The organism is Patulibacter medicamentivorans (assembly GCF_000240225.1).
Classification (GTDB): Bacteria; Actinomycetota; Thermoleophilia; order Solirubrobacterales; family Solirubrobacteraceae; genus Patulibacter; species Patulibacter medicamentivorans.
The window spans coordinates 13,362-27,015 of sequence record NZ_AGUD01000054.1 but is presented as its reverse complement, the minus strand read 5'-3'; the positions used below and the strand labels follow the sequence as shown (position 1 = coordinate 27,015).

5 protein-coding genes and 3 tRNA genes are annotated in these 13,654 nt (G+C 70.0%); 6 read left to right on the top strand and 2 right to left on the bottom strand.

What is annotated here, in order from left to right; genetic code table 11:
• Positions 1 to 877, top strand: an 877-nt coding sequence (locus tag PAI11_RS06080; RefSeq protein WP_138974134.1) for a DUF4153 domain-containing protein, incomplete at its 5' end; no start/stop codon positions are given.
• A 215-nt stretch (positions 878 to 1,092) separates the two neighbouring features.
• Here PAI11_RS06080 and PAI11_RS06075 read toward each other — a convergent pair.
• A tRNA-Leu gene (locus PAI11_RS06075) sits at positions 1,093 to 1,176 on the bottom strand.
• Positions 1,177 to 1,311: 135 nt separating this feature from the next.
• Between PAI11_RS06075 and PAI11_RS06070 the strand changes: the two genes are divergently transcribed.
• Positions 1,312 to 1,384: transfer RNA gene (locus tag PAI11_RS06070), tRNA-Glu, on the top strand.
• 255 nt (positions 1,385 to 1,639) lie between these two features.
• On the opposite strand, the gene PAI11_RS06065 is transcribed toward PAI11_RS06070, so the two are convergent.
• A complete protein-coding gene (locus PAI11_RS06065; protein ID WP_040598634.1) occupies positions 1,640 to 2,725 on the bottom strand; it encodes a TIR domain-containing protein in 1,086 nt (361 codons plus the stop codon).
• 161 nt (positions 2,726 to 2,886) lie between these two features.
• On the opposite strand from PAI11_RS06065, the gene PAI11_RS26865 reads away from it, so the two are divergent.
• The 4 genes from PAI11_RS26865 to PAI11_RS06050 all read left to right on the top strand — a co-directional run bounded on the left by PAI11_RS26865 (position 2,887) and on the right by PAI11_RS06050 (position 13,546).
• A tRNA-Ser gene (locus tag PAI11_RS26865) sits at positions 2,887 to 2,962 on the top strand.
• A gap of 329 nt (positions 2,963 to 3,291) precedes the next feature.
• Positions 3,292 to 10,476 (top strand): RHS repeat domain-containing protein, encoded by a 7,185-nt coding sequence (locus PAI11_RS06060; protein ID WP_138974133.1) that lies wholly within the window; start codon positions 3,292 to 3,294, stop codon positions 10,474 to 10,476.
• Positions 10,374 to 13,196, top strand: a complete 2,823-nt coding sequence (locus PAI11_RS28385; protein WP_040598633.1) for an RHS repeat-associated core domain-containing protein — start codon at positions 10,374 to 10,376, stop codon at positions 13,194 to 13,196. Before PAI11_RS06060 ends, PAI11_RS28385 begins: the two co-directional genes overlap by 103 nt.
• On the top strand, positions 13,193 to 13,546 hold the full coding sequence (locus PAI11_RS06050; protein ID WP_040598631.1) for an immunity 8 family protein: 354 nt from the start codon (positions 13,193 to 13,195) through the stop codon (positions 13,544 to 13,546). The genes PAI11_RS28385 and PAI11_RS06050 overlap by 4 nt, the downstream gene beginning before the upstream one ends.
• The last annotated feature ends 108 nt before the right edge of the window (positions 13,547 to 13,654 follow it).

The following is a 13,654-nucleotide window of genomic DNA, read 5'->3' as shown; positions in this document are numbered from 1 at the left end:
CGAGCTGCTGCGAATCGATCGCGATCCGGCCGACGCGCTCTGGCGGCTGGCGCTGGGGCTGGCGACCGTCGGCTGCGCCGGGGCGCTGGCGCGGGCCGGCCTCGGGGCGGCGGCGTCCGGACGGCCGTCCGCGAGCGGACGATCAGACGACGCCGGGCCGCCGCACGCCGCTCGGGCGCTGGGCCGCACCGAGCTGCTGATCGCGATCGGCGCGCTGGTGCTGCTGTTCGCCGCCTACGTGGCCGTCCAGCTGCGGGTCTTGTTCGGCGGCGCCGGCTACGTCCGTCAGACCACCGGCCTCGGCTACGGCGACTACGCGCGCCAGGGGTTCGTCCAGCTGCTGGTGGTGGCGGCGCTGACGCTGGCCGTCGTCGCGGTCGCGGCGCGGCGGCGGGACCGCGCGGTCCGCGGGCTGCTCGGCGTTCTCTGCGCGCTGACGCTGGTGGTGCTGCTCAGCGCCCACCTGCGGCTGGAGCTGGTCCAGGACGCCTACGGCCTGACCCGCGTCCGCTACGGCGGCCACGCGATCGTGCTGTGGCTGGCGGCCGTGCTCTGCGTCGTGCTGGCGGCGGGCGCCCACCCGGCGGTGGCGCGGCGAGCGCCGCGGGTGGTCCTGCTGGTGACGCTGGTGGGGGTGCTCGGGTTCTCGCTCGGCAACCCCGACGGGCGGATCGCCGACGCCGCGGTCGCGCGCTTCGCGGCCGACGGGCGGATCGACGTCGACTACCTCGACGACCTCAGCGCCGACGCGCTGCCGGCGCTGCGACGGCTGCCGGCCGGTCGCCAGCGCGTCGATCTGGTGCGGGCACTGCGGCGGGACCTGGAGCGCGGGGACGGGATCGCCGGGCTCAACCTGGCGCGGCTGCGCGCCCGCTGACGCGCGGCGGCGCGAGGGGGAGAGGGACCCTCGCGCCGCCTGGCGTCTCGGGGCTATCGACCAGGTCGTCCGGCCCTCGAGTCGTCGGCCACGTCCTGGCACCGACGGATGGCGAGCATCGCCCGCGGCGGCCGCGGCGGCATCGTGGGCGCGACCACGAACTTTCGGCCCCGGGAACGCAGAAGGCCCCGCTGGTGGCGGGGCCTTCGGACCAGTGCGGATGAGAGGACTCGAACCTCCACGGAGTTGCCTCCACACGGACCTGAACCGTGCGCGTCTACCAATTCCGCCACATCCGCTCGTGGCACCCGCGAACCACGAGGACTCACGGGGACGAGCACCATAGCGCATGACCCCGGCCCGACGACGTCTCGCCGAGCCCGATTCACGAGCCGACGCACCGCGCCGCCCGCTGCTATAAATCCCCTCCCCGCGCCGCTATCGTCTAGGGGACTAGGACGCCGCCCTCTCACGGCGGAAACCCGGGTTCGAATCCCGGTAGCGGTACCTCAAGAAAGCCCCGCTAACGCGGGGTTTTCTCGTTCCTGGGGGCGACACGCAACGGGGGGTCGGCGGGGGTCGGTCGCCTCTTAGATGCAGTAGGTGTGGCTGGGGCACGCCAGCGTCACCACGACGGAGCAGTACGCCCACCTGGCCCCAGACCGCAACGCCGACCTGGCCGCGCGCCTGGGGGCTGCCCCGCCCCGCCCCGACCCGCGAGCACCGCGAACCTCCGGTCTCCGGGAGTTGGGTAGCTCGCGGTCAGTCGAAGTCGTTGAACGCCTTCAGCAGCTTCATGGTGGAGGTGTGGTCCAGGCCGTCGCCCGAGTAGCGCACCTCGTAGAGGCCCTGCAAGTTCGACGGGAGGTCCGTGCCCTCCTCCACCAGAAGGATGAAGTTGCGACCGTACTTCATCATCGCTGCGCCGATCTCGATCAGCACATTCGGGTTGAGGACAGTCACGTCCTTGTCGTCGGCGTCTTTCAGGACCTGCTCGGCGCCGACATGGATGACCGCCGCGGCACAAGACCGCATGTCGTCGAGCACCTTGTTGGGCACCGGCTGGGAAACCGACTCCCGCTCCACCGAGACCACCGGCTCGAACTTGCCGTAGGTCAATAGCTCCTTGAGCTGGCCGACAATCTTCTTGTCCTTCCCGTGCGTGATGAAGACGCGCCTGTTGACCTCAATCGCGGCTTCCGGCTTGCCGGGTTCTTCCGGCTTCTCGATCGCAGGGTCCGCCGGGGGTCGCGCGAAGGCCGGGAGTTCCGGGTCGTCCGTAGGAGTCGCCGGCTCGGTGGGATCCTCGTCCGGAACGGCCCCCTCGTTCTCAATGAACTTTGCCAACGCGCTGGCGTCGAGATCGATTCGGGTCGGCTTACCGCCCCGCCCGAGCATGAGGGTGCCCAGTTTTGCGGCGGCAACGACGTGGAAGAATGCAACTGCGTTGTCCCGCAACGTGTGCTCGCTCGCGTCGGCCCCGACGGAGTCCACGTGATGCTCGTACCAATGCCCCGCGACGTCGTTGGTGTCCATAGACGTGTGGCTGCCGTGGTACGCCCATTCCACCGCGGACCGATAGGGCTTCACGGAGCCGATGATCTCCGCGAAAACGGGCGCAGATTCGTCGGGCTTGCGAGCGAGTCGACGCCCGCGTTCGGTCAGCTTCAAGCGGCCATCCTCCCGCTCGATTACACCCCAAGTTCCGTAGGCGGCCAGCTTTCTGCTGTCGACCATCTTCGCGCTGACGGCCTTTCCGTCGGCGACGGAGGCGCCAGCGGGCTTTGTCTTCAGGTATTTGACGATCGCGACCACGTCGTCGGCAGTTGTCTTCACAGGGAGCGCCATGTGCTTATCACCTTAAGGGGGCAAGTGGACGGAACCTAGTTGTGCTATTGCGACTTCCCGCGACTGCGCGCCGGGTGGCGAGGCCACGTGCGCCCGTGCGGCGAGGGGTCGAGAAGGGGTCGACCCTGGCTCAGCTGAGCGCGGAATATGGCGATTTGCAGGCAGTTATGCTCGATGAAACCTGCCCCTGGCCGCCCTCTCACGGCGGAAACCCGGGTTCGAATCCCGGTAGCGGTACCTCTCGAAGCCCTCGCTCTGCGGGGGTTTCGGCGTTCCGGGGACGATCGGTCGCGGGCGCTCGAGGTGCGCTCGGCGACGCGCGCGTCTGCGTCGCCGCTCTGATCCGCGTGATCCAGCACCGGCCGGACCTGGCGGACGGTGGTCGTCCGGCGGGCCGTCCGCGCTCGCGGCACCCGCGCACGGTCATTCGTCCAGATGGGAGCGCGTGTCTTGACAGGCGTACACATCCCTCTTAGGTTGGCCCCTCCAAGCGCTGTTGGCGCGAGAGGGAGGGCTCTGGTTGCGTGCCGGGGCCGCCTGTCCATCAGGTCTTCGAGGGGTGCGCGGTGCTGCGTCGTTCACGTGCGGTCGTTCTGTCGTTGGGTCTCGGGATCGCGTCCCTCGGCGCCGTCGGCGGGATCGCGATCGCGGCTGACGATCAGGGCGAGCGACCAGCAACGAGCGGGGCGCCGCAGCTGCAGAGCGTGCAGGAGTTCATCGACCGTCAGGCCGAGGCGGATCGCAAGCGGGTGGCCGAGGCCGAGCGGGTCGGCCCGCGCGAGCTGGCGGGGCTGTCCGACGACGAGGCGCTGCGGGCGCTGCGCAAGCGCCTGGCGGGACTCGTCGGGCGCAAGGTCACGGCGCAGCTCGACGCGAAGAAGGGCGAGCGGGTCAAGCGCTACATCGGCGGTGGCTCGCAGGCGCTGGTGCAGGAGGAGGGCGGCCAGCGCCGCAAGCAGCTGGTCCAGTCGACGCTGCCGCTGCGGGTGCCGACGACGGACGCGGCGGATGCGCCGCTGGAGCCGCTGAGCACGCAGGTCGAGGCTCGCGGCGAGAACGTGGCCGCCGAGAACGCGCCGTCGCGGTACCGGATCGCGCGTCGGCTGGGTGCCGGCAGCGCGCTGCCGGAGGACGCGGGAACGTGGTTCACCGAGTCGAAGTTCGGCGTCGTCCCGCTGGCTGACGGCCAGGCGCTCGGTGGCGACGGCGCCACGTTGTCGGGCGACAAGGCGATCGTCCCCAACGCGGCTCGCGACCTGGACTACGTGACGGCGGCGACCGCCGGCGGCAGCCAGGGGATGTTCGTGCTGCGGTCCGGGCGCAGCTCGACCCGGCTGGCGATGCGGATCGTCGGCGACGTCGACGAGGTGCGCGAGGGCGAGCACCGGCTGGGCGCCGAGGTCGTCCGCGGCAAGACGGTGATCGGTCGCCTGCAGGCCCCGATCGCGGCCGATGCCAACGGCACTCCGGTGCAGGTCGACTGGCGGCTCGTGGGTCGCGAGATGCGGATCTCGGTCGACCTCGACGATCCGGCCATCCAGTTTCCGGTGGTCGTGGATCCGTCGCTGGTCGAGGATCAGCGGTACTGGGTGTCGGGGACCCCGGCCGATCGGGCCGGCTGGGAGTTCGCGACCAACGCGCCGGCCGGGTTCTATCCGTCGGTCAACGGGCAGGGCTACTACGGGTTCGGCCTGACGATCTACTCGACGACGGCGAACACCTATCCGAACGGCACCTGGGGCGAGTGGTTCTTCCGGGCTCCGGGCGATCCGGCGCACATCGACGAGGCCGCCCACATCACCAACGTCGACTTCGGCTACGTGGCGCACGCGCCGGCCGGCGGCACGGGCAGCTGCATGCAGGAGGGCATCTACGACCCGCGGAACACGAGCCTGCCGGCGGGCGCGTTCGAGAGCGCCTGGTGGAAGAACTCGACCGCGACCGACACCACGGCGGGTCCGTACACGCAGTACGGCGGGGCGTTCGGGCGCAGGAACTGCGCGGCCGAGGGACAGGCGTGGAACCCCGTCACCTACAGCCAGCGCTCGCACGGGATGACGCAGCCGTTCGGCTGGGGCGGCAGCGATCCGACGTCGGGACGGCCGGGCAACCTGGCGGTGTTCGGGCTGTCCAACGGCATCGGCAAGCCGACGAGCAACGGCTTGGCGTTCCTGGGCTCGTCGATCATCCGGATGAGCGAGCAGGTCGCGCCGCACGTCTCGGCCACCGGACAGCCGGCCGGATGGGTCGATGCCGGACCGACGTTCACGGCGACGTCGACCGACTACGGCCTGGGATCGGTGTCGCTGCAGGCGACCGCGACCGGGATGGCGACCCAGTCGGCGACGACCCCGGCCTGCATGAGCACCGCGCTGAACCCGCGGGACGATCGCGGGACGCCGACCACGGGCAACCAGGGCGATCGCAACAACCGCTGCCCGCAGACGCTGAGCACCCAGGTCAACAGCGCCGCGCTGCCGGAGGGCGCCAACACGGTGACGTTGACGGGCAAGGACCTGATGGACAACCAGGCAACGCTGGCGGTCCCGGTCAAGGTCGACAAGTCCAAGCCGACGATCGAGCAGCTGAACCCGGGTCAGGTCGTGCGTCCCGCCGCTCCCGCGGGCAGCAGCGCGCCGACGAAGATCAGCGTCAAGGCGAAGGACCAGTACTCGGGCGTCAAGACGGTGACCGTCAAGGTCGACGGCCAGCCGGTCACGGTCACGCAGCCGACCTGCACGGCGACGCAGTGCCCGACCGAGCACCAGTTCGACATCTCGGCCGATGGACTCAGCGCGGGCAAGCATCGCGTCGAGGTGACCGTCGTCGACCTGGTCGGCGGGGCGTCGCACACGGCCACCCAGGCCTTCGACGTGGCGGTGATGTACGACGCGGGGGCCACGCCGCCCAGCGACGTGTCGCGGACGCCGGAGCGCGGTCTCGGGTTCGAGGACTGGATGACCTACGACACGACCGCGACGGGCGCGGGGAGCAACCTGCGGGTCAACCTGGCGACGGGCAACGCGCTGTGGTCGGTGACGCCGGTGTCGAACCCGGGCGTCGGGCTCGACACGGTGATGCGGTTGACCTACAACAGCCTCGAGCCGTCGGGGCTGTTGCCGGCGCTGTTGAAGGGCGGCGCGTTCGGCTACGGGGTCGCCGGCCGCGGCTTCAGCCTCCAGCTCGGCTCGATCACCCGCGTCAACGAGCCGCTGTGGATCCAGAACGACCTCGGCGTGCCCCTCGGCGACCTGGCTGCGGGCGCCGGCGCCAAGAGGATCACGCTGACCGACGGTGACGGGACGCGTCAGGTCTTCGAGCGCGACAGCTCCAAGGCCGGGGTCCGCTTCACGCCGCCCGCCGGCGTCGAGTTGGAGCTGCGGCGCTACTCGACCACCGACAGCGACCGGCGCTGGGCGGCGACCCGTCCCGACGGCACGACGTTCTTCTTCGACGCGGAGGGCTACCCGAGCTGGACCGAGGATCGCCACCACAACAGGCTGCACCTGGAGTACGAGACCCAGGTCGGGCTGGCGGGCTGCGGGTTCACCCCGATCTGCACGAAGCGCCTGAAGCGCGTCGTGGACGCGGCCGGCCTGAGCGCCACCGACCTCAGCAACATCCCGCCGACGGCGGCCGACGACCGCGCGTGGACGTTGACCTACGACGACCAGTCGGGTCCGAGCGACAGCGACTTCAACCCGAACCTGCTCGTCGCGGTTCGCGATCGCAAGCTGATCGGCGGACAGCGCCGGGTCACGAAGCTCGGCTACGACGGCAACCAGCGCCTGACGTCGCTGACGGTGGCCGAGAACGCTCCGGTCGCCGAGCAGCGGCGCAACTGGTCGTTCGGCTACCTGCAGCTGACGTCGCCGATCCCGGTCGAGACCGGCTACCTGAACCGGATCACCGACCCGCGGGGCCACGACACCGACGTCGCCTACGCGACGACGGCCGACCCGATCCAATCGGTCCTGGAGAGCCTGCTCGGCGCGCTCGGCCTCTACGAGAACCGGCAGAAGGTCGTCTCGGTCGACGACCGCTCGTCGTCGTCCGGATCGCGACGGACGACCTACTCGTTCGACGCTCCCGCGGGCGGCACCCGCGTGACGCGCGTTCGCGACGCCCGCGGCCACGTCGACCGGATCGCGATGGACGACGCCGGGCGGATGACCGAGCTCACCCAGGGCGTCGACGATCCCGCGACGAGCGGCACCAACGAGGCGGCCGCGGCGCCGCGCAAGACGGTTCAAGCGTGGACCGACGACAACTACGTCGACTACGTCACCGCGGGCGCCAACGAGCCCGCGAAGGCGGTCACCACCGACTACAGCTGGGGATCCCTTGGGCAGCTGCAGCAGCAGGTCCAGCATGCCGGCGACCACGCCGCCAGCGGCGGGCAGGCGCGCGAGCGGTTCTGGGGCTACCAGACCCATTCGGGCACGATCACGGGGACCGGGGATCCGGCCGACACCGCCAACCACGACACGGACTACTCGTTCGTCTACGACCTGACGAGCGAGACGCGGTGGTTCCCACTGGGCACGAATCCGGGCGACCGGGGACCGAGGACGACGAGCTACGGCTACGGCGCCACCCCGAACGTGGGCGACGTGCGGACGATCGATCGTCCGGCGCGCGGGCACGAGGAGTTCGACTTCAACGGCCGCGGGCTCATGACGGCCCACCGAACCCGTCTGTGGGGGTCGGCGAGCGATCGCGGGTCGCTCAACGCCGACGAGGGCGAGGCGACGGTCGTCTCGGAGTCGTGGAGCACGTTCGACGGCAACGGCAGCCCGCAGAAGCGCGTCGACGCGCGCGGCAAGGAGTGGCGGACGTTCCGTGACGAGGTCGGCAACGTCAGGTTGCTGGCCGATCCGCGGTCCGACCCGGCGTACGCGCCGGCGTCGGCCGATCCGCCGTTCAAGGAGACCGTCGCGGCTGCGAGCGGCGATCCGGTCGCGGCCGTGGGCGGGACCCCGCAGATCGAGGCGCGGTACTCGGGACCGAAGTTCGTGGCGCGCTGGAGCTACGACGCGCTGGACCGCCAGGTCACGCAGGCGATCCCGAAGCGCTCGTCGTTGCCGGAGACCGCGGGCAGCGATCGCTTCCGGGTCTCGGCGACGACCTACGACCAGAACGACAACCCGACCAAGCAGCGCGATGCCGAGGGTCACGTGTCGGAGGCGATCTACACGGCGACCGATCGCGTGACGGAGGAGCGCTCGGACGCCGTCGCGCACTACGACCCGGGGTCCTCGGACGCGCAACCCGGGACCGCGGCCGCCACGCAGGAGATCACGCGCTACCGCTACGACCCGGTCGACAACCTCGAGCTGCGCAGCGACCCGCTCGGTAGCCCGACGAGCGCCGGGCACCGCACCCGCTGGGCCTACAACGAGTTCGACGAGGCGACCGTCCAGACGCGCGACGCGGCGACGCCGGGACCGGATGGGCAGGCCGCGATCACCACGTCGCGGGCCTACGACGTGCGCGGCAATGTCGTGGCCGAGGCCGACGCGAAGACCAACGGCGACGGGTCGATGCAGGACGCCGAGGCGAACGCCCGCGACTCGGCGCTGCAGCGGCAGCTGTACGTCTACGACGCGTTCGACCGGCTGACCGACGCGACCGAGAACCCGGTCAAGTCCGGGACCGAGACCGACGACACCGTCGGCTTGAACACGCACTACGGCTACGACGAGAACGACCTGCGCGACACGACCACGCCGGCGGGGCGCAAGACGAGCTACGAGTACGACGACGCCGGACAGCTGAGCAGGCGCAAGGACCCGTTCAGCGCGCCGGGCGCGGGGACGGTGGTGACGGCCGACACCACGTACCAGCGCCGCGACGACGGCACCCCGTACGCGATCACGGCTCCGCGCGGCAACGACGGTGGCGGCGCCGACGGGTTCGTGACGCGGCTGGCGTACTGGCAGACCGGTGAGCTGAAGGCGCGCGAGCTGCCGCGGCGGACCGATCAGTACGGCTCGCCGATCGTGGTCCGGTACACGCAGCTCAGCGACGTCGGCGATCCGCTGACGGTGGTCGACGGGCGCGGCAAGACCTTCGCGAACGAGTTCCTCGACACGGGCGAGCTGGCGAAGACGACCCGTCCGTCGTGGTGGATCTACGACCAGGCGAGCAGCGCGGTCCGCGAGCGGACGTCGGACGATCCAGCGCCCAGCACGCAGACCGCCGGCGATCTGCCGTCGACCGACGGCAAGGGCGACTTCGGGGACGTGAAGCCCCAGGATCTGCCGGACGTGCTGCCGCGCGCGGGCGAGACGAGCCTCGGCTACGACGACGAGTTGCGACTCAACCGCGTCAGCAGTCAGGACGACAAGACCCCGGCCGCCAACGAGCCCGAGGAGTTCATCACCCAGACGCTCTCCTACGACGCCGTCGGGCGTCTGGTCGGGCGCGACGTCCCGTACAAGTCGGGGGCGCCGGACCTGCAGATGCAGTGGCAGTACGACGCGGTCGGGAACGTCCGGGCGACGATCGACCCCGCGGGCCAGCGGACGATCAGCGACTACGACGAGTACGACCGCCTGGTGTCGCAGAGCTCGCCGGCCAACTGCGATCCGTCCAAGCCCGGGTGCGTGCGCCCGGTGACGAAGCAGGCCTACGACCGCAACGGCAACGTCCTGCGGCAGGAGCTGCCGTCCAAGGACGACGCCTACGACACCGACAAGGGCGGGACCAGCACCGGCACGGTCGTGACGACCTTCGACGCGGTCGATCGGCCCGTCGACACGGTCGACGCCTCGGGGTCGAAGACCACGCAGCGCTACGACAAGGACGGCCTGGTCGTCAAGGCGATCCGCCCGCAGGCATACGTGGGGACCGGCCGGGACCCGGACGACTACGCGACGACCTACACCCGCGACGGTGGCGGTCGCGTGATCAAGGAGGAGGCGAAGGCCACCGACAGGGACGGCGCCACGAGCACGCCGCAGACGCTGGTCACCGATTCGACCTACGACCGCAACGGCAACCTGACGCGGGTCGAGGCGCCGGGCGCGGCCGATTCGCCGACCGGCAGCGTCGCGCGGCAGGTGCAGGTCCGGGAGTACGACGGTCGCGACCTGCCGTGGACGACCACGGTCGGCGACGGCAGCGACGCGCACACGACGGTGACGGAGTACGACGGCAACGGCTGGTTGCGCCGGACGGTGAAGCCGAAGGGCGTCGACAGCAACAAGCGGCCGCTCGAGCCGGACGCTCCGGGCTTCCCGCGCGACGGACAGCAGGCCCGCAACGCGGAGGTCCTGGAGTACGACGACGAGGGCCTGCTGAAGGCGCGGAACCTGCCGTGGGGCGCCGGCGACGCCGATCAGAACGCCAGCAACCGCGTGCGTTGGCGCCAGCGCTACGACTACACCGGCCGCGGTCTGCTGAAGCGGGTCGTCGGGATCTACGACGACAAGACCGGCGATCCAGGTGCTCCCGGGGCCGAGCACGACACGCTGATCCAGCACAACGACGCCGGGTGGATCACGATACGACGACCAACGACCTGCAGGGCAACGGGCCGTCGATCCACATGGAGTTCAAGTACGACCGCCAGGGCAATCAGACCGAGTGGAACGCGCCCAACGGCCTGCGGTCGGTCAACACGACGTTCTGGCCGTCGGGCCAGATGCGCGCGCGCTGCGGCCTGCGGAGGACGCCGAGCGACACGGTCACCGAGGAGCAGATCTACAGCTATCGCTACGACCGCTCCGGCGCGCTGCGGCAGATGACGGACTGGTCGCACCACAGCCCGGAGGACCTGACCGGCCAGTGCGAGGAGAAGGCCCAGGCCGACAGCGATCCGGACGAGGCGAACCTCGACAAGCGCCGTACGTCGATCCTCCGCGACCGTGCGGGCCGGCCGGTGAAGGTCGACGAGGAGTGGTCCAGCGGCAAGGACACGGTCTACGACTACGTCGACAAGACGCCGAACCTGATCGCCTCGGTTAAGACCGACGGCCGACTGGTGGCTGATTCGCAAGACCCGGACGACCTCGACCTGGCCACGTACACCAACGGTACGCGGACCACGTACGGCTACGACGAGCTGGATCGCAACACCGCGGTCAGCGTCTGGACCGACGGCGACGACAGCGGCGCCGCGGACCGCACGACGTCGCTGCGCTACTGGCCCTCGGGCGCTCAGCGGCAGGTCGTCAAGCCGAAGACGACCGCGGCGGGCGATCACCACACCGTCGAGTCGCGGTACTACGACACCGCCGGGCTGATCCGCGAGCGCCAGGTCGACCCGGCCGCCGGCTCGACGCGCACCACGACCTACGCCTACGACGAGAACGGCAACCGCACCAACGACGAGCGCGGGATCGAGCACTACAACGCGCGCGATCAGCTGACCAAGTGGGAGCGGCGCAAGCAGGACGGCGGGATGCCGGCCCAGACGGAGAAGGATCCCGGCAAGACCGTCACCTATGGGCTGGACGGCTCCGGTCGGCAGCGGTCGGCGACGCAGGAGATCTGGATCGATGAGGATTCGGACAACGTTGGCGGGAGCGCCACCGACTACGGGGTCATCAAGACCGAGGTCGAAACCACGAACGACTTCGTCGGCGATCGCCTGACCCGCTCGCGGCAGACGATCACCGTGCCGTCGGCCGAGCACATCCCGCCCGGAATTCCGCCAGAGGACGCGCTGCCGGACCCGGCCTACCAGACCGATTGCTACGCCTATGACCCGATGGGGTCGCAGACGGCGGCGCTGCGCAAGAAGCAGACGTCGGCCGGCGACCTGACCGGGTCGGCGGGCGACTGCCCGGCGAACCTGACGCCGACCACCAGCTGGCGGTTGGAGTCGCAGAACACCTACGACACGTTCGAGCGGATGGTCGCCACGCGCAAGCGCGATCACGCCGACGACGATCCGCATGGGACCGGGAGCGGGACGCTCCAGAAGAACCAGGTCATCTGCTACGACGGCCTCGATCGGCGCGATCGGCGTCTGACGGGTCTGGACAGCTCGCAGGATCCGGGTGAGGGCGACGACAACACCACGGCGTTCCAGAAGGCTCGGGCGGCGTGTGCGCAGCAGGCGTCGTCGGTGGACCTGAAGGTCTTCGACTACAGCTACCTGGGGCTGGGGCAGCAGCTGACGCGTGAGAAGGAGACCGACGGCAAGGCGAAGACGTACGAGTACACGTCGACGGGTCAGCGTCTGGGTCAGCTGTCGCGTCCGTCGTCGGGGTCGCCGTCGTGGCGTTCCTACGACACCGACGCGCAGGGCTCGGTGGTCGGGCTGGAGTCGCCCTCGACCGGTGATGTCGATACCGACGATCGTTACGACTCCGATCCGTACGGGGCGTTGGTGAAGCCGGAGAACGGCCTGTCGGACGAGGCGAGGGACAACCCGTTCCGGTTCCAGGGCTTCTACGTCGACGCGGCGACTGGTGTCTACGACATGCAGGCGCGGGCGTACGACGCGGGCTTGGGGCAGTTCCTGCAGCAGGATCGGTACCAGGATCCGGGTGGGGACCTTGCGCTTGCGATGGACCCGCTGACGAGCAGTCGCTATGTGTTCACGGCGGGCAATCCCTCCACGAGGGCGGAGTACGACGGGCATTGCGGACCGGGAATGACGGTGCGTGAGTGTCAGCTGACGACGGGTGCGACCGTCACGGCTCCTCGGGGCGGGTCGCGCGAGACGTATGGCCACCCGCAGAAGGGCGGTATTCCGGGGACTCACGAGATCGACCCCACCGTTCCCGTGCGGCGGATTCCGGCGGATCTACCCATTGCATCTCCGGCGAAGGCTGCTGCGGAGGCCGTCGCGACGCTGGATCGGAATCGCAACCAGACGACCGCTCGGAGGGCGGCCGTCGCGCGCACCGAGGCGTTTGGCGGAAAGACCTACTTCACCGATCGCGCTGCGTGCTCGATGGGCGGCGGACAGCCGCAGATGTGCTTTGCCTACGGCGACGACGGCGGCGACAAGTTCCTCATGGGGCTTCTCAAGCTGGCCACCTGCGACGGAAGCCGCGCCGATTGCACGATCGCCATTGCGAGCTATTTGGCCGCGGGCCCGATCGGGCGACTTGCGGTCCGTGCTGCGGGCAAGCTCGGGCGCGGGGCTCGGCTCGCGGACGAGGCTGCAGAGCATGCTGATGACGCCATCGCGGGTGCCACAAAGGCCGCAGACGACTGGCCGGTCCTCAGCGGGATCGTGCGAGACGCCGTCAAGGGCAAGGGCAACTACGGCCTTGGTTCCGGAACGGCCTCGCAGGCGACGCGAGCTGGCGAAACGTGGGTGGGTGAGGGCTACCGGGTCGCCAGCGACGGCAAGACGCTAGTCAGCAGTGACGGTCTTCGGACCTTCCGGCCGCCGACGTGGAAGCCACGCGAGAGCACGTATCAGGCAAACTTCGAGTACTGGAGAAGCGAGCGGAAGGGGAAGCCTTTCGGCAACGGACACCTCGACATCACGGACATGACCCCATGAAGGCCGTTATTCGATCGCTGATGAGCGTCGACGTCGATGACCTGCCCAGCTGGGCTCCCGAGGACGACAGATGGTCGCTCGGGCTACGCATCCTCGCCGGCCCAGATGATGGTCCCGGCGAGGAGTCCTTTGACCTCACCGTGTGCAGCTTGAGCTGGATGACCGACCAGGTCCGCAAGGATGGCGTGTTCGCCGGCCGCCATCACCTAATCGTCGAGTGGTACGACTGGCCGCTGATCGAGGCGCACGTTCGGAGACGTGTCGCCACTTGCGAGGGCGCCGATTGGGCCGAGGTGGCCGCCAAGATCGGTCGGTTTGCCTATTGGGAGTTCGAGGACTACGTCGAATGACGCTGCGGCGTCGACTCCTGAACGCCCTCGCGCTGACGATCTGGGTCATCGCGGGATCGCTGACCCCAGCGGACTCCGGGACCACCCGATGGCCCGCGAGCGCATGGG